This is a genomic window from Cellulosimicrobium sp. CpK407 (assembly GCF_051844275.1).
Taxonomy (GTDB): domain Bacteria; phylum Actinomycetota; class Actinomycetes; order Actinomycetales; family Cellulomonadaceae; genus Cellulosimicrobium; species Cellulosimicrobium cellulans_G.
In genome coordinates, this window is the sequence record NZ_JBGNYC010000041.1 from 24111 (window position 1) to 40817 (window position 16707).

General features: G+C 74.5%; 17 protein-coding genes, 1 tRNA gene and 1 riboswitch. Of the genes, 12 read left to right on the plus strand and 6 right to left on the minus strand.

Annotated elements, in window-relative coordinates:
- The first annotated feature begins 29 nt into the window (after positions 1 to 29).
- The 9 genes from ABWU78_RS15900 to ABWU78_RS15940 all read left to right on the plus strand — a co-directional run bounded on the left by ABWU78_RS15900 (position 30) and on the right by ABWU78_RS15940 (position 8786).
- Positions 30 to 752 carry a MazG family protein gene (locus ABWU78_RS15900; protein WP_439158921.1) on the plus strand — a complete coding sequence of 241 codons (723 nt, stop codon included), beginning with the start codon at positions 30 to 32 and terminating at the stop codon, positions 750 to 752.
- 206 nt (positions 753 to 958) lie between these two features.
- Positions 959 to 2245, plus strand: a complete 1287-nt coding sequence (gene eno, locus ABWU78_RS15905; protein WP_353708608.1) for a phosphopyruvate hydratase — start codon at positions 959 to 961, stop codon at positions 2243 to 2245.
- Positions 2246 to 2803: 558 nt separating this feature from the next.
- On the plus strand, positions 2804 to 3316 hold the full coding sequence (locus tag ABWU78_RS15910; RefSeq protein WP_253052958.1) for an FtsB family cell division protein: 513 nt from the start codon (positions 2804 to 2806) through the stop codon (positions 3314 to 3316).
- A 41-nt stretch (positions 3317 to 3357) separates the two neighbouring features.
- Positions 3358 to 3885: a DUF501 domain-containing protein gene (locus ABWU78_RS15915; RefSeq protein WP_439158922.1), complete on the plus strand. Its 528-nt coding sequence runs from the start codon at positions 3358 to 3360 to the stop codon at positions 3883 to 3885.
- 21 nt (positions 3886 to 3906) lie between these two features.
- Positions 3907 to 4941 (plus strand): Ppx/GppA phosphatase family protein, encoded by a 1035-nt coding sequence (locus tag ABWU78_RS15920; protein WP_439158923.1) that lies wholly within the window; start codon positions 3907 to 3909, stop codon positions 4939 to 4941.
- A 200-nt stretch (positions 4942 to 5141) separates the two neighbouring features.
- Complete coding sequence (locus tag ABWU78_RS15925) at positions 5142 to 5474, plus strand: PadR family transcriptional regulator (RefSeq protein WP_047234130.1); 333 nt, start codon at positions 5142 to 5144, stop codon at positions 5472 to 5474.
- The gene (locus ABWU78_RS15930) at positions 5474 to 6883 is read left to right on the plus strand and encodes a hypothetical protein (protein ID WP_439158924.1); all 1410 of its coding nucleotides are present in this window, start codon (positions 5474 to 5476) and stop codon (positions 6881 to 6883) included. The genes ABWU78_RS15925 and ABWU78_RS15930 overlap by 1 nt, the downstream gene beginning before the upstream one ends.
- A 190-nt stretch (positions 6884 to 7073) precedes the next feature.
- The gene (locus tag ABWU78_RS15935; RefSeq protein ID WP_253052968.1) at positions 7074 to 8558 is read left to right on the plus strand and encodes an NAD(P)/FAD-dependent oxidoreductase; all 1485 of its coding nucleotides are present in this window, start codon (positions 7074 to 7076) and stop codon (positions 8556 to 8558) included.
- A gap of 154 nt (positions 8559 to 8712) precedes the next feature.
- Positions 8713 to 8786, plus strand: a tRNA-Leu gene (locus ABWU78_RS15940).
- A gap of 6 nt (positions 8787 to 8792) precedes the next feature.
- Here the strand turns inward: ABWU78_RS15940 and ABWU78_RS15945 are convergent.
- From ABWU78_RS15945 to ABWU78_RS15955, 3 genes are all read right to left on the minus strand, one after another.
- On the minus strand, positions 8793 to 9194 hold the full coding sequence (locus tag ABWU78_RS15945; protein ID WP_353708613.1) for a VOC family protein: 402 nt from the start codon (positions 9192 to 9194) through the stop codon (positions 8793 to 8795).
- A 126-nt stretch (positions 9195 to 9320) separates the two neighbouring features.
- Positions 9321 to 9965, minus strand: a complete 645-nt coding sequence (locus tag ABWU78_RS15950; protein WP_439158925.1) for an alpha/beta hydrolase — start codon at positions 9963 to 9965, stop codon at positions 9321 to 9323.
- A complete protein-coding gene (locus ABWU78_RS15955) occupies positions 9962 to 10888 on the minus strand; it encodes a VOC family protein (protein WP_353708615.1) in 927 nt (308 codons plus the stop codon). The genes ABWU78_RS15950 and ABWU78_RS15955 overlap by 4 nt, the downstream gene beginning before the upstream one ends.
- An 88-nt stretch (positions 10889 to 10976) precedes the next feature.
- Positions 10977 to 11101, plus strand: a riboswitch (TPP riboswitch).
- Here ABWU78_RS15955 and ABWU78_RS15960 point away from each other — a divergent pair.
- From ABWU78_RS15960 to ABWU78_RS15970, 3 genes are all read left to right on the plus strand, one after another.
- Positions 11092 to 11844: a TenA family protein gene (locus ABWU78_RS15960; protein ID WP_439158926.1), complete on the plus strand. Its 753-nt coding sequence runs from the start codon at positions 11092 to 11094 to the stop codon at positions 11842 to 11844. Its footprint overlaps the riboswitch before it by 10 nt.
- A 104-nt stretch (positions 11845 to 11948) precedes the next feature.
- Complete coding sequence (locus ABWU78_RS15965; RefSeq protein WP_439158927.1) at positions 11949 to 12437, plus strand: helix-turn-helix domain-containing protein; 489 nt, start codon at positions 11949 to 11951, stop codon at positions 12435 to 12437.
- 124 nt (positions 12438 to 12561) lie between these two features.
- Positions 12562 to 13539 carry a DUF6882 domain-containing protein gene (locus ABWU78_RS15970; protein WP_353708617.1) on the plus strand — a complete coding sequence of 326 codons (978 nt, stop codon included), beginning with the start codon at positions 12562 to 12564 and terminating at the stop codon, positions 13537 to 13539.
- A gap of 97 nt (positions 13540 to 13636) precedes the next feature.
- Here the strand turns inward: ABWU78_RS15970 and ABWU78_RS15975 are convergent, their stop codons facing one another.
- The 3 genes from ABWU78_RS15975 to ABWU78_RS15985 form a co-directional block, all read right to left on the minus strand.
- On the minus strand, positions 13637 to 14242 hold the full coding sequence (locus tag ABWU78_RS15975; protein WP_087469679.1) for a ClpP family protease: 606 nt from the start codon (positions 14240 to 14242) through the stop codon (positions 13637 to 13639).
- Positions 14242 to 14913, minus strand: coding sequence for a ClpP family protease (locus ABWU78_RS15980; RefSeq protein ID WP_353708618.1), 672 nt, complete (start codon positions 14911 to 14913; stop codon positions 14242 to 14244). Before ABWU78_RS15980 ends, ABWU78_RS15975 begins: the two co-directional genes overlap by 1 nt.
- A 93-nt stretch (positions 14914 to 15006) precedes the next feature.
- A partial coding sequence (locus tag ABWU78_RS15985; protein WP_439158928.1) for a fibronectin type III domain-containing protein occupies positions 15007 to 16707 on the minus strand: 1701 nt, incomplete at its 5' end.

Here is a 16707-nt window from a genome sequence, read left to right on the forward strand (position 1 = left end):
CGCCTGGTCGGCGAACCTACGATGACGTGGTGACCGCACCCGTGCCCTCGGCTCCTCAGCCCGTGTCCGCGACCGACCCGCTGCGCGACGTCGTCGCCGTCATGGACCGGCTGTACTCGCCGGGCGGGTGTCCTTGGGACCGCGAGCAGACGCACGAGTCGCTCGTGCGGTACCTGCTGGAGGAGGCGCACGAGCTCGCCGACGCCATCGAGACCGGCGACCGCGCGGGGATGCGCGAGGAGCTCGGCGACCTGCTGCTCCAGGTGCTCTTCCACGCGCGCATCGCGAGCGAGGAGCCGGACCCGTTCACGGTCGACGACGTCGCCGCCGACCTCGCGGCGAAGCTCGTGCGACGCCATCCCCACGTGTTCGCCGACGCCGACGCGACCGACCTGCACGAGCAGTGGGACGCGATCAAGAAGGCCGAGAAGCAGCGCACGTCCGTGCTCGAGGGGATCTCGCACACCCAGGGCGCGCTCGCCCGCGCGCAGAAGGTCCTCTCCCGCGCCGGTCGCGGCGGCCTCGGCGACGTGGTCGGCGCGGCGCTCGCGGCGCCGTCGGGCGGTGCGCCCGCCGCGGTCGGCGACGAGGGCACGACGGCGGACGAGCGGCTGGGGCGCGAGCTGCTCGCCCTCGTCGCGCGCGCCGAGGAGGACGGGCTCGACGCCGAGGCGGCGCTGCGCGGGGAGCTGCGGCGCGTCGAGGGCGAGATCGTCGCGGCCGAGACGCGGCGCGCGGAGGGGACGGCCTGACCGGGACGTTCGTCCCGATCGTCGTCGCGCAGGTCCCCGACCCGGGGCCCACGGACCGGACGCAGCGGCGCAGGTCACATCCGGGCACTAGGCTGTGGTCGTAAACCCACCATCGTCGCGGGCGCGCACGCGGCGTCCCGGGTTTCCCTGCCCGGGTCCGCCACCACCGTTCGAAGCGCCCGCAGCCCTGCCCCGAAGGAGCACCTGTGGCCAGCATCGAAGCCGTTGGAGCGCGCGAGATCCTCGACTCCCGCGGAAACCCGACCGTCGAGGTCGAGGTCGTCCTGGACGACGGGACGTTCGCCCGCGCCGGAGTGCCGTCGGGCGCGTCGACCGGTGCGTTCGAGGCCGTCGAGCGTCGTGACGGCGACAAGTCCCGCTACCTGGGCAAGGGCGTCGAGGGCGCGGTGAACGCCGTGATCGACGACATCGCCCCGGAGCTCATCGGCTTCGAGGCCGAGGACCAGCGCCTCATCGACGCCGCCCTCATCGACCTCGACGGCACCCCGAACAAGGGCAAGCTCGGCGCGAACGCGATCCTCGGCGTCTCGCTCGCCGTCGCGAAGGCCGCCGCGAAGAGCGCCGGCCTGGACCTGTACCGCTACGTCGGCGGCCCGAACGCGCACGTCCTGCCCGTGCCGATGATGAACATCCTCAACGGCGGGTCGCACGCCGACTCGAACGTCGACATCCAGGAGTTCATGGTCGCCCCGATCGGCGCGTCCTCGTTCCGCGAGGCGCTGCGCACGGGCGCGGAGGTCTACCACTCGCTGAAGTCCGTGCTCAAGGGCAAGGGCCTCGCGACGGGCCTCGGCGACGAGGGCGGCTTCGCGCCGAACCTGCCGAGCAACCGCGACGCGCTCGACCTGATCCTCGTCGCGATCGAGCAGGCCGGGTTCGTCCCCGGCAAGGACGTGGCCCTGGCGCTCGACGTCGCCGCGACCGAGTTCTTCCAGGACGGCGCCTACCAGTTCGAGGGCAAGGCGACGAGCTCGGACGACATCATCGCGTACTACGAGCAGCTCGTGCGCGACTACCCGCTGGTCTCCATCGAGGACCCGCTGTCCGAGGACGAGTGGGGCGCCTGGTCGCAGCTCGTGGCCGAGGTCGGCGACAAGGTCCAGATCGTCGGCGACGACCTGTTCGTCACCAACCCGGAGCGCCTCGCGAAGGGCATCGAGCTCAAGGCGGCGAACTCGCTCCTGGTCAAGCTCAACCAGATCGGCACGCTCACGGAGACGCTCGACGCCGTCGAGCTCGCGCAGCGCAACGGCTTCACCGCGATGGTGTCGCACCGCTCGGGCGAGACCGAGGACACGACGATCGCCGACCTGTCCGTCGCGACGAACGCCGGCCAGATCAAGACCGGTGCCCCCGCCCGTGGCGAGCGCATCAACAAGTACAACCAGCTCCTGCGCATCGAGGAGGCGCTGGACGACGCCGCGCGCTACGCCGGTCGCGGCGCGTTCCCGCGCTGGACGGTGCAGGGCTGACCCTCGGGTCACGCACGCCGCCGGGGCGACCCGGCACCCGGAGCCCGGAGGGCCGCTCGTCGGCCCGCCGGGCTCCGGCGCGTCCGGGGCCCGGGCGGGCACCCGCACCCCGCCGCGGGTCACGGCCGCGGGTGAAGATGTCGTGTCGATCGGCTCACGTTCGCGGACGCACCGCGCGTGCTCCCGGGGCCGGGGCCGTCGCGGCAGCACAATCGGGCCATGCCGTCCTCGCGCCGCCCTCCGCGCCCCGGTGCCCCCGCGCGACCGGGGACCGGGCCTGCGCGCGGGTCCGGGTCGAAGCCGGTGCCCCGGTCCGGCTCGACGGCGTCCGGTGCGTCTCGTCCCGCGGCCTCGAAGCCGGCCGCGCCGAAGGGCGCGTCGGGCGCGAGGCCGACGTCCGGGAAGAGCGCGGCCACGGGCCGCGCGACCGGGGCGAAGGCCTCGGCGGGGGCGCGTCGCCCCGCCACGCGCGCGCAGCGGGCACCCTCGCGACGGGCCACCGGCCCCGCGCCGGAGGACCGGCGCCGCAGCCGGTACGGCTTCCTGCTTCCCGAGGTCGTGACGGTCCGGACCCTCGTGCTGTCCGTCGTCGTGCTGCTCGCCGTGGTGCTGCTGCTGCCCACCCTGCGGGCGTACGTCAACCAGACGGGGGAGCTGCGCGAGCTGCGCAACGACCTCGCGCAGGCGCAGGCCCAGCACGACGACCTCCAGTCCGAGCTGGACCGCTGGGACGACCAGGCGTACGTCGAGCGCGAGGCCCGGGACCGCCTGAACTTCGTCATGCCGGGCGAGCGGCCGTGGCGCGTGCTCGACCCGGAGACCGTCGTCGACGACATCGACCCGCAGACCGGGCAGACGATCACCGACGGCCCCGTCCAGGGCTACGAGGACGGCACGCCCTGGTACGAGGCGATCTGGGCGTCGGTGCAGGTCGCGGGCGAGCAGCCGGTGTCGTCGGGAACGGGCGAGGGGGCCGGGGCGGCCGACGACGGGGCTGGCGAGGAGTCCCCGCCCGCGGACGAGGACCCGGCCGGCGACGGCGCGGCGCCGTCGAGCGGGGAGAATGGGTGACGCGTCGACCCGACGCGCCCGACCGACCCGAAGGAACACCCGTGCCCGACGCCCGCCTGGCCATCCCCGCCGACGACCCGGACGCCGTCGTCACCGAGCTCGACCTCGAGACCCTCGCGGAGCAGCTCGGGCGCACCCCGCGCGGGGTCGTCGGCATCGCCGCGCGGTGCGCGTGCGGGCGCCCGCTCGTGGTCCGCACCGCGCCGCGGCTCGAGAACGGCACGCCGTTCCCCACGACCTTCTACCTCACGCACCCCGGTGCCGTGGCGGCCGCGTCGACGCTCGAGGCGAACGGCGTCATGAAGGAGATGTCGCAGCGCCTCACCGAGGACGAGGAGCTCGCCGCCGCGTACCGGCGTGCGCACGAGCACTACCTCGCGCAGCGCGAGGCGCTCGGCCACGTCGAGGAGATCGACGGGATCTCGGCCGGGGGCATGCCCACGCGCGTCAAGTGCCTGCACGTGCTCGTGGGGCACGCCCTGGCCGCCGGCCCCGGGGTGAACCCGCTGGGCGACGAGGCGCTCGAGCGCGTGCGCGACGTCTGGCGCCCCGACCGCTGCACCTGCTGACGCCGTGGCACGCTTGGTCGCATGACCTCTGGCTCCACCCCTCCCCTGACCCGTGACCCGGGCGCGCTCGCCGCGACGGCACCCTCGCCCGCCCCTGCCGGGGCCGGCGCCTCGCGCGTGGCCGCGATCGACTGCGGCACCAACTCGATCCGCCTGCTCGTCGCGGACGTCGACCCGGCGGCGGGCACGCTCGTCGACCTCGACCGACGCATGGAGGTCGTCCGGCTCGGCCAGGGGGTCGACCGCACGGGCCGCCTCGCGCCGGAGGCGCTCGCGCGCACGCTCGACGCCGCGCGCCGCTACGCCGACTTGATCGCGGAGCTCGGCACGACGCGCACGCGGTTCGTCGCGACGTCGGCCACGCGGGACGCCGAGAACCGCGACGAGTTCGTCGCGGGGGTCCTGGCCGCGCTGGGCGTGGAGCCCGAGGTCGTCTCGGGCGAGGAGGAGGCCGCGCTGTCGTTCCGCGGCGCGACGTCGACGGTCGCGGCGCTGCGTCCGGGCCCCTACGCGGTCGTCGACCTCGGCGGCGGCTCGACCGAGCTCGTGCTCGGCACGACCACGCCCGACGCCGCGTTCTCCATGGACGTCGGGTGCGTGCGCATGACGGAGCGGCACCTGCGCTCCGACCCGCCGACCGCGGACGAGGAGGCCGCGGCCCGAGCCGACGTGCGGGCCGCGCTCGACGAGGCGGCGGCCGTCGTCCCGCTGGGGGAGGCGGCGACGCTCGTGGGCCTCGCCGGGTCCGTCACGACGGTGACGGCCCACGCGCTGGGCCTCGCACGGTACGAGCGGGAGCGGATCGACGGCGCCGTGCTCCCGGTCGACGCGGTCCTCGCGGCGTGCGACGACCTGCTCCACCGCTCGCGCGCCGAGCGCGCCGCGCTCGGCTTCATGCACCCGGGCCGCGTGGACGTCATCGGCGCGGGCGCGCTCGTGTGGTCGGAGGTCGTGCGCCGCGTGCGCGACGACGTCGCCACCGCGGGCGGTTCGCTCACCGAGGTCGTCACGAGCGAGCACGACATCCTGGACGGGATCGCCTGGTCCCTCGCCTGACCCGCCCGCCGAACCCGGGGTCGCTCCCTACCCACGCCGAGGCCTGGGGAGCGACCCCGGGTTCGGCTTCTCCTCGACCAGCATCGGAGTGTCGGTGTGCGTGGTACTGCGCATCGCGCGGTAGTGTGCATCGCGTGAGCCCGTCGTGTCGGCGGGCCGAGTGCCGGGACGGACCAGGGCCACGCCCGACGGAGGGTCGGATGGACACCACGCAGCTGCTCAAGGGGGTGCTCGACGCCGCGGTCCTCGCGGCGGTCGAGGCCGAGGACGGGTACGGGTACGACGTCGTGCGACGCCTGCGCGCGGCGGGGCTGGACGACGTCGGCGACGCGTCGGTGTACGGGACGCTCCGGCGCCTGTACGCGAGCGGGGCGCTGACGACGTACGTCGTGCCGTCCGACGCCGGCCCGCACCGCAAGTACTACGGGATCAACGCGCAGGGGCGGGCGATGCTCGACCTGCACCGCAAGGAGTGGCAGACGTTCGCGGGCACCGTGTCCGCGCTGCTGCGGACCGGAGAGGTGGCCGCCTGATGAGCACGACGACGCCCGCGCAGCAGCCCGCCGGGGCGCCCGTGGGCCTGGCCTTCTACGGGCACGTCCACGCGTACGCGCAGCAGGTGCGCGCGCACCTCGCCGACCTGCGGCCGGAGCAGGTCGAGGAGCTCACCGACGGGCTCGAGGCCGACCTCGCCGAGGCGGTCGTCGACGCGCCGGGCGCGCTGCCGCGCCGCAGTGGTCCCGCTCGTCCGCTGCCCGTCGGCGGCCCGGCCGACCCGGGCGGAGCCGTCGCCGACGACACGAGCCTCGACCTCGTCGCGTTCTTCGGCCCGCCCGCCGAGTACGCCGCCGAGCTGCGCGCCGCGGCGGGGCTCCCGCCGGTCGCCGCGCCGGGCGGCGCGCGCCGCCCCCGCATCGGGCTGCGCGGGCGGTTGCTCGTGCTCGGCGGGATCCTGTCGTCCGGGTGGCGCTCCCTGTGGCGGCCCGTCACCTCGACGCCCCAGTGGGCCTCCGTCATGGAGTTCCTGCGGACCCTGACGCCCGCGTGGTGGATCCTGCGCGGCTGGGTCGTGGCGACGCTCCTGCTCGCGCTGCTCGGCGGCTACCAGGTCGCGGTCCTGCCGCGGGACCTCTCCGCACGGGTCGTGCTGCTCGCCGCCGTGGTGGTGAGCGTCCAGTGGGGTCGGGGTCGCTGGCTGCCCACGACCTGGCTGCCCAAGGTCGTGCGCCCGCTATCCGTCGCGGCAGCCGTCGCGGCGGTCCCGACCGTGCTCTACGTCACCGCGGCGAGCGCCTCGGTCTCCGTGTCCGGGTGGGACAGCGGCTACCAGCAGGGGTGGGCCGACGCGAGCGGCGGGACGCAGCCCGTCTCCTACGGCGGCCCCTCGGGGCCGGGCGGCGACGGCGTGTGGGTCGACGGGATGCAGGTCTCCAACCTGTTCGTCTACGACGCCGCGGGAGACCCCGTGCGCGACGTCCAGATCTTCGACGACCGCGGCCGCCAGGTGCGCACCGTGACCGAGGAGGGCGCCTACGGCCCGTGGTCGGTGCCGGACGTCGAGGGCGCGTGGTACTTCCAGCCGACGCTCTCGACGGACGGCCGCGAGCGCTGGAACGTCTACCCGCTGCGCGCGGTCGCGGAGGAGGACGTCGAGTACGCGGACGGCGACGGGCGCCCTGTCCCGGCGACGGGCACGCGCACGCGCGAGATGCCGTGGCCGTTCCTCAAGGCGCCCACCGCGGTGCCCTCCAGCGTCGGGGCGGACGACGCGACGTCGGGCACGGGCGAGCCGGGCGCCGGCGACGCCGACGACCCCGCGCCGTCCGGCGACGCGACGGACCCGGCCGAGGGCACGGCACCCGAGCCCGCGCCGACCCCGCCCGCGGGCGGCACGCAGCCGCAACCGACGGGACCGACCCCCGTCGTCGGCGCGATCGGCTGACGGAAAGGCGCCGAGCCCGGGATCGCTCCCCAGCCGGGGGTCGCCGTCGGGAGCGACCCCGGGTTCGGCGCCGTCCGTGCCGCGCGGAATGTCGGGTCTGCCCGGTGCGCAGGGCGGGCGTGGGGCGCGTCACGCCCGTCTGACGGACGCTCCGGCTCGCCTGTGCCGCAACCGGTAATACTCTGGAACCATGCCTCAGAATGACCTGACCTCGGTCAGCCGTGCCCAGACCGCTTCGCCGCGGCCCCGCAAGGTGCCCCGCGTCGTCGTCCTCGGCGGCGGCTCCGTGGGTCTGTACGCCGCGCGCCGACTGCGCAAGAAGCTCGGTCGCCGCGAGGCGGCGATCGTCGTCGTCGACCCGCGCCCGTACATGACGTACGCGCCCTTCCTCCCCGAGGCGGCCGCGGGCTCGATCGACGGCCGCGACGTCGTCGCGCCGCACCGCCGCGCCCTCAAGGGCGTCGACGTGCTCCAGGGCAAGGTCGTCTCGATCGACCACGCCGCGCGCCGCGTGACGATCCACCCGGAGGAGGGCGACGACTACTCGGTCACGTACGACCATCTGATCGTCGGCCTCGGCTCGGTGTCGCGCACGCTCCCCATCCCCGGGCTCGCGGAGAACGCGATCGGCTTCAAGAACGTGGAGGAGGCCATCGCGGTCCGCAACCACGTGCTCAACCGCATGGACGTCGCGTCGTCCACGTGGGACGAGGGGCTGCGTCGCCGCATGCTGACGTTCACGTTCGTGGGCGGCGGGTTCGCGGGCGTCGAGGCGATCGCCGAGATCGAGGACATGGCGCGCTACGCGACCCGCAACTACGCGACGATCGAGGAGAAGGACCTCCGCTTCGTCATGATCGAGGGCGCCGGGCGCATCCTGCCCGAGCTCAGCGAGCCCATGGCGGGCTATGCGCTCGAGGAGCTGAAGAAGCGCGGGATCGAGTTCCACCTCAACACGTTCCTGTCGTCGTGCGTCGACGGCCACGTCGTCACGTCGACGGGCGTCGAGTTCGACTCCGACACGATCGTGTGGACCGCGGGCGTCAAGGCGAACCCGGTCATCAAGGAGGCGTCCGACCTCCCCGTGGACAAGATGGGCCGCGTCACGGTGCTCCCGACGCTCCAGGTCGCCGACGCCGACGGCAACGTCGTGCCGAACGCGTGGGCCGCGGGCGACTGCGCCGCCGTCCCGGACGTGCTCAACCCGGGCAAGTTCTGCCCCCCGAACGCGCAGCACGCGATCCGCGAGGCCACGCGCCTGGCCGACAACCTCGCGCTCGAGCTGCACAGCGAGAAGCCGGTCGAGTACCGCCACAAGAGCGTCGGCACGGTCGCGTCCCTCGGCCTGTACAAGGGCGTCGCGGAGCTGTTCGGCGTGTTCAAGCTGCGCGGCGTGCTCGCGTGGCTCATGCACCGCAGCTACCACGTCATGGCGATGCCGACGGGCAACCGCAAGATCCGCATCTTCATCGGCTGGATCGGGCAGTTCCTCCTGGGTCGCGAGCTCGTGTCGCTCGGCTCCCTGCACGACCCGCGCGCGGAGTTCCGCGCCGCGTCGGTGCCGCCCAAGAAGGACGGCGAGCCGGTCAAGCAGACCGCGCAGGGCTCGGCCGCCGCGGCCGAGGCGGGCGTCTCCGCCGACGCGGACGAGAAGGTCCCGGCCAAGGCGTCCTGACCGCCGTCCGGGGGCGACCCCGGAGCCGTGCCCGACGACGAGGGGCGAGCCGCCGGTGCGGCTCGCCCCTCGTCGCGTCCCGACGTGTCCGGCGCCTCCTCGGCAGGCGTCGACCGTCCCGGCTCGGTCCGCGGTCGCGGTAGATTCGGGCCGCGCCCCCATGGCCCAACTGGCAGAGGCGGCCGGCTTAAACCCGGCGTGTTCCGGGTTCGAGTCCCGGTGGGGGCACCGACGTCACGAGAGCCCGGTCGGGCCCTCGGGCTCGGGCGGCGGCGCGGCCTCCTGGCCGAGGATCACGACGGTGCCGTCCGGGTCCTGCACGCGCGCGACGCGCTCGCCCCACGGCTGGTCCGTGGGCGGCTGGAGCACCGGCACTCCGGCCGCGGCGAGGTGCTCGACGGCCCGGTCGCAGTCGTCGACGTACACCCACAGCGCGGTGCGCGCGACGCCGGCGGGCATCGTGCCGTCGTCGAGCCCGATCCCGAGCGGCGAGCCGCCGACGTGCACGCTCACGTACACGGGCGCGCCCTCGTCGGGGAAGGCGTACTCGACGGTCCCGCGCAGCAGGTCGCGGTAGAAGACGAGCGACCGCTCCACGTCGGCCACGGAGAGGATCGGGAAGAGGCTGCGGAACATCGGCCTGGCTCCTCGGTGCGCACGGGTGGGTGCTCCCATCGTGCGCGCCCGGCGTCGGGTGCGCTCCCCGGGCCGGGCCGGGCCGGGCCGGGCCGCCGCCGTCGGGTCGGCCGCCCGCGCCTGCGGTCAGGCGGCGGTCCGCCCCAGGGCGTCGTCGAGGAACGCGCGGACGTCGGCGAGCTCGCGCGCGTCGATGCCGTGCGCGAGGCCGGGGTAGACGCGCTCGACGAGCGTCGTGCGGCCCGGCAACCACGCGGTCGTCCGCTCGATCGCGTGCGGCGCGATGACGCGGTCCTCGGCCCCGCGGCCCCAGAACACGGGCGGCCGGGACGCGGCGAGAGCGGCGTCCGCGGGCTGCTCCGCGGCCTGGACGAACCCGCCGAGGACGACGGTCGCCGCCACGCGCTCGGGGCGCGTGCGCAGGAGCTGGGTCGCCATGAGCCCGCCCTGGGAGAACCCGACGGGGACGACCGGCCGGTCGGTGCCGAGCTCGGCGTCGACCCACGCCCAGACGGCCTCGGTCGCGCGCGCCACGGACTCCGGGTCGGGGTCGCCCGGCGTGACGATCGGGAACCACGCGAAGCCGCCGTGGGGGAGAGGGAGCGGGGCGCGCAGCGAGACCCACGGCGCGCCCAGGTGCGGGCCGAGGCCCGCGAGGTCGTGCTCGTGCGAGCCGTACCCGTGCAGCAGCACGACGACGGGCCCCGCGGCGGGCTGTCCTGCCGGGCCCGGGTCGGGGCGGACGGCGACGAGCGCGGTGGCCGCGCTCATCGCGCCAGGAGCTCGTCGGTCGTCGTGCCGGGCACGGCCAGCGTGACGCGCGTGCCCCACGGGTCGTGCACGACGACGGAGCGGCCGTCGTCGGCGTGCTGCAGGCCGCGGGCCCGCAGGCGGGCGACGAGCGCGTCGAGGTCGTCGCGACCGGGGACGGTGACCGCGACGTCGCCGAGCCCGAGGCTCGCGGCGCGCGGGCCGGCGCCGGCGCTGTTCCAGACGTTCATCGCGACGTGGTGGTGGTACCCGCCGGCGGACGCGAACAGGGCGCCGCTGTACTCGGTGACCGTGGCCTCGAACCCGACGGCGTCGACGTAGAAGTCGCGCGCGGTCGCGATGTCGCCGACCTGGAGATGGACGTGCCCCACCCGCCCGGCGAGCGCGGGCCCGGCGTCGAACGTCTCCTGGTCGAGGTGCGTGCGCAGGTACGCGTTCGGGTCCAGGTACTCGGTCGCCATGACGATCTGGCCGCGCTCGCGCACCCACGTCTCGCGGGGGCGGTCGGTGTACAGCTCGACCCCGTTCCCCTCGGGGTCGGTGAAGTAGAACGCCTCGCTGACGAGGTGGTCGCTCGACCCGACGAACGCCCCGCGACGGTCCTGCGCGGCCCGGTAGACGGTCGCGGCGAGGCTCGCGGCGTCGTCGAACAGGAACGCGGTGTGGAACAGGCCGGCCTGACGCCGGTCGACGGCGGGCAGACCGGGCGTGTGCACGAGGCGCAGCATGGGCGTCGTGCCGCGGCCGAGGACGCGGTGCACCTCGGTGCCGCGCGAGCGCTCCTCGAGCGGGGCCAGCGCGAACGCGCCCGTGTAGTAGGACGTCATCTGCTCGAGGTCGCCGACGCGCAGCGTGACGGCGTCCATGCTCGTGGACGGGGACAGGAGGCGGTCGGTCGGCGCGCCCGGGGTGCTCGTGGTCATGTCTGCTCCAACTGTTGTCGCTACAACTATATTCCACCACGCCGTCGGGCGGTCCCGACACGCGGGGCGCTTCCTTGCTAGGGTCGCCGCGAACCACGCGGGGCGTCCCGCCCGGGCGACCGGGCCGAGGGACTGAGACGAGCGGTACGGCCGCCCGGACCCGTCGAACCTGATCTCGCTAGCACGAGCGGAGGAACGTGGGCATGACGACGCCTGCTGCCATCACCCTGAACCCTGTCCTCGCGGACGACCCGACCGCGCTCGTCCGGCCGGGGGAGACCGGCTTCACGGTCGACCTCGCGCGCCGGTACGCGCACCTCTTCGACGAGTTCTACGACCACCCGTTCCTCGCCGGGCTGCGCGACGGGTCGGTCGAGCCGGACGCGGTGCGGCACTACGTCGGCCAGGACCACCAGTACCTCACGGCGTACCTGCGCTGCTACGGGCTCGGCATGGCGCTCGCGCCGGACCGCGAGTGGGCCGCGTACTTCCACGAGAAGGCCGGGTTCCTGCTCGACGACGAGTCGCACGCCCACCACGCGATGTGCGACTTCCTCGGCGTGGCCTACGAGGACGCGCAGACGAACCGCCTCGCCCCGAGCGCGCAGGCGTACGTCGACCACATGCTCGCCGCGGGCCGCGACTCGCTCGGCGTGCTGCTCGCCGCCCTCCTGCCGTGCCCGTGGACCTACATCTGGTCGGCGCGGCGGTTCTGGCTCGCCGAGCGCGAGACGACGCCCGGCGCGATCGGGGACGACCACCCGCTCGCGGGCTGGTGGGAGTTCTACGCCGCCGAGCGCACCGAGGGGGTCCTGGCCGACCTGCGCGAGCGGCTCGACGCGCTCGCCGCCGACGCGGGCGAGGCGGAGCGCGCCCGCATGGAGCGCGCGTTCGAGCTGAGCTGCCGCCACGAGATCCGGTTCTGGCAGATGGCGTGGTCGCTCGAGCGGTGGTGACGTCCCTCCCGGACCGGTGAGCGCCCGACGTCGGGCCTTACGCCAGGAGCAGATCCTCGCCCGGGTGCCTCGGCACCCGGGCGGGGCGCGGGTAGCGTGACCGCATGGACGCGACGAGCGCGGTGCCGAACGCAGGGCCGAGCGGAGTGCCGGGCGGAGTGCCGGCGAGCCCCCGGTCCCGGGAGGGCGGTCGGCCGGAACCGCTCCTGCGCCACGTGATCGGCGGCATCCTCCGACGGGCCCGGCTCGCGCAGGGTCGGACGCTCGTCGACGTCGCGGCTGCCGCACGGGTCTCGACCGCTTACCTGTCCGAGGTGGAGCGCGGCCGTAAGGAGGCGTCGTCCGAGGTCCTGGCCGCCGTCTGCGGCGCCCTCGGCCTGCGCCTCGTGGACCTCGTGGCTCGCACGGGGGAGGAGCTGCGCCCGCTCGCCCCCGTGCGCGTGCTCTCCTCCGTCCGGGAGCGCGGTGCGCTCTCCGCGCCGCGGGACCCCGCACCCGCCAGCGAACCCGTGCGCGACCTCCCGGTCGCGCGCACGACGCTCGCGGCGCGGGCGACCGTGCGCGCCGCCGACGTGCTGCTCCTCGCGGCCTGACTCCCGCGGGGCCGGCCGCACCGGCTGACGCGCGGCCGGCACGGGGCCCGCACCTGGCCGGCTCCTGGTCGGCACCGCGTGTCGCGCCCCGGCGCGGCGCGGCGGGCGCCGCTACCGTCGAGGGATGACGGAGCCGCAGACCGCGCACGGCACGGCAGAGCAGACCGCCCCGGCCCTCCAGGAGCTCGTCGACGACGCCGCGTTCCTCTCGCACGAGCACCAGCTCCACCTCGTCGACCGCCACGGCGACGACGCGTGGGGCGCCGAGATGGCCACGGGGACGTTCACCTTCACCGCACCGGACGGCGGGACGACGACGTGCCGGCTCCAGTTCCTCGGCACGGCCGCGCCCGGCCCCGGGAGCTGGATGTGGGCGTGGAACAACGTCAACGACTTCCCGGACGACGTGCTGCGCGCCGCCGAGAAGACCCGCGAGACCGGCCTGCGCGAGGCGACCGAGGCGGAGCTGCCGCTCACCGACGACCTCCCGTACCGCCTCGCGCTCGCGGCGAAGGCCGTCACCGGGACCTGGACCCACTACAGCGCACCCGTCGGCGGCGGGACGCGCGCCTGGTTCCTCCTCGACGCCGACGATCTCGCGCTGCCCGCGCCGAGCGTGCCGCGCGTCGTGCGGGTGCTGAGCGAAGGCCTGCTGTCCGTGACGGTCGTCGACCACCGGCGCGCCGTCGCGTCCTACGCCGTCGCTCGCGGGCTCCGGACGGCGCAGGGCGACGGCGCGGTCGAGCTCGCCCTGCCCGACGGGAGCGTGACCGTCCGGTTCGACGAGCGCGGCCGCATCGCCGGCATCGCGGCGACGGGGCGCGCGGTGTCCGCGCCGGCGCACGATCCCGAGCCGGGAGCAGCGGATCCGGACGCCCACGCGCCCGGCGCGGACACCGCCGTCGACCCTGACGTGGACTCCGCGGACGTGCCCGACGCGGACACCGCCGACGTGCCCGACGCGGACACCGCCGATGTCCCCGACCCGGACGCTGCCGAGGTGCCGGAACCCGGAGAGCCCGCGTCGACGGAGGAACCGGGCCTGGCGGCCGAGCCCGCGCAGGAGCCGCGTCGACGCTCCTGGTTCCGGCGACGCGGGTAGGCCCCGTGCGGCAGCGCACCGCGAGTGCTGCGTCTGCGGCCGAGAGATGCGTCCCGGGACGCGTCCGTCGACCGCGGACGCAGCGCTCGACCCGGGTTCAGGCCGCCGCGGCGAGCTTGCGCGACGTGACGACGGCGTCCGCGACGCCGTACTCGACGGCCTGGCGCGCCGTGAGCACGAGGTCACGGTCGGTGTCCGCGCGCAGGCGCTCGACGGTCTGCCCCGTGTGACGCGACAGGACCTCCTCCGTCTCGGACCGGATCCGCAGGATCTCCTCGGCCTGGATCGACAGGTCGGAGATCGTGCCCTCGCCGCCGCCCGAGGGCTGGTGCAGCAGCACGCGCGAGTGCTCGAGCACGAACCGCTTGCCCGGCGTCCCCGCCGCCAGCAGCACGGCCGCGGCCGAGGCCGCCTGGCCCATGCAGATGGTCGACACGTCGCAGCGGACGAACTGCATCGTGTCGTAGATCGCCATGAGCGCGGTCGCGGAGCCGCCGGGGGAGTTGATGTACAGGCCGATCTCCTGGTCCGGGGCGTCCGACTCCAGGTGCAGGAGCTGCGCCATGACGACGTTCGCGACGCCGTCGTCGATCTCCGTGCCGAGGAAGACGATGCGCTCCGACAGGAGGCGGGAGAAGACGTCGAACGCGCGCTCCCCGAGCGGGGTCTTCTCGACGACGGTCGGGATCGTGTAGCTCGCCATCACAGTCCCACCTTCCGGGCCGCGCGGGCGGGACGGACGTCGTCGACGGACTCGACGATCCGGTCGACCATGCCGTAGTCGAGCGCCTGCTGCGCCGTGAACCAGCGGTCGCGGTCGGAGTCGTCCGCGATGGTCTCGACGCTCTGGCCGGTGCTCTCCGCGGTCAGCCGGTGCATGAGCCCCTTGGTGTACACGAGGTTCTCGGCCTGGATCGCGATGTCGACGGCGGTGCCGCCGATGCCCGCCGACGGCTGGTGCATCATGATGCGCGCGTGCGGCAGCGCGAACCGCTTGCCCGGCGTCCCCGCGCACAGCAGGAACTGCCCCATGCTCGCGGCGAAGCCCATCGCGACGGTCGAGACGTCGTTGGGGATGAGCCGCATCGTGTCGTAGATCGCCAGCCCGGCGCTCACCGAGCCGCCGGGGGAGTTGATGTACAGCGCGACGTCCGCGCGCGGGTCCTCCGCCGAGAGCAGGAGGAGCTGCGCGCACAGACGGTTCGCGACGGCGTCGTCCACGGCCGAGCCGAGGACGACGATGCGCTGGTGCAGCAGGCGCGTCGTGAGCTGGTCGTCGAAGGACGACGACGCCGGGGCGGCGGCCTCCGCGTGCGGTCTCCGGGCTTCGCCCAGCGGGTTACCGGTCTGGTGGTGGGTCGGGTGCGTGGTCATGCGACCAGCGTGCGCCCCGGCGCGGATCGGAGGAGCGACGATCTGCCGTGGGCTCATCTGCCGACGGCAGATCGTCGCGTCCTCGACCGTGAATCACCAGATCGGCCACGACCGGCGTTCGACGGTGATCCCGTTGGCGGGCGAGATGCTCACCCAGACCTGCGCGGTGCGCTGCGTGCCGTACGGGTTGCCGAGGACACAGGGCAGGTCGACGTAGCTGCCGGCATTGAGCTGGCGCGTGTAGCTGTTGCCGGAGACGCTGTTGCCGTCCCAGAAGCACTCGAACGTGTAGGAGCCCGACGGGAAGTCCGCGTTGGCCTGCACGCGGAACTGGGTGCACATGGACCCGACGCAGCCCGACACGTCGGAACGTGGCCCGCGGACCACCCACGCCCGCGGGTCCGGGGGCGGCGGCGGGGCGTCGGTCTGGATCCGCTTCTTCGCGCTCCAGTCGCCGCACCCCGCGGCGTTGCACGCCCGCGCGTCGAGGTAGACGTCCTGCGAGTATCCGCTGATCGCGACGCTCGTCGTGGTGCCGGTCTTGTTCTGGGTCCCGGTGAGCCGCCACTCGTACCGCGAGATGGTGTTGCCGCCGTTGGAGGACGGGGCGGTGATGGTGAACGTTCCCGCGGTGCCGCTCGACTTCGTCGCGGTGACGCCTGGCACGCCAGGCTTCTGGTAGGCGTTGATGGATGCCGACGCGGGGCTGGACGTCGAGGTGCCGCCGTTGTTCGTCGCGACGACCGTGAACGTGTACGACCCGGGTGCGAGGTCGGTGAAGTCGACCGAGGTCCCGCTGACCTGCTTGGTCGTCCCACCAGGAGTGGCCTTGACCGTGTACGACGTGATCGGGCTGCCGTTGGCGTCGGCGGCTCCCCACGAGACGCGCGGGATGCCGCTGTCCTGCGAGGACGACCCGACGTTCTGCACGGTGGGCTTCGGCGGCGCCTCGGGACGGCCGTACGGCACGACCGCGGCGGACTGCGGGCTCTCCGCCGTCACGCCCGCCTTGTTCTCGGCCGTCACGGTGAACGTGTAGGACGACTCGTTGTCGAGCCCGGTCGCCTTGTGGCTCGTCCCCGTGAGAGAGGTCGGCGCGCCGTCGCGCGCGCCGTTCTTGTAGCGCTGCAGGCTGTACGCCTTGATCGCGTCGCCGTTCTCGAACGGCGGCTCCCACGACACGTCGATGGACCCGCCGTTGAGCGGGGAGTCGGAGGCGCGCGTCGCGCTGGGCGTCTTCGGGACGTCGGGCAGACCCGCCGGGATCTCCTCGGCGGAGTAGTCGCCCCACTCCGAGGGGTCGGGGGCGAGGTTCACGGCCTGCACGCGCACCCGGTACGCGACGCCGTTCTTCAGCCCGGTCCAGACGGTCTGGTTCCCGGTGAGGGACTGCATCTGGATGGCGCCGCTCGGCGGTGCCGGGGAGATCTCCAGGTTGACGGTCTCGATGGGCGAGCGGTCGGTGTAGGTCTTGTTGGTCCAAGTGACGGTCAAGGACTGGTCGCCGAACTCGAGGGTGGGCGCGGCGGGCGGGTCGGGCTTCTCGTCGGGGCGGGCCTCGGCCGAGGGCGGGGACGCGGGTCCGTCGCCGACGGCGTTGGTCGCAAACACGGTGAAGGTGTACTTGACGTTGTTGGTGAGGCCGTCGAGGGTGCAGGTCGTGGTGCCGCAGGCCTTCTCGTAGCCGTTCTGGGAGCGCACGGTGTAGCCGGTGATCTCGGCGCCGTTGTTGTTCGGCGGGTCCCAGGACAGCACGACCGTCTTGGACCGCACCTCCTCGACCTGCGGGGTCGC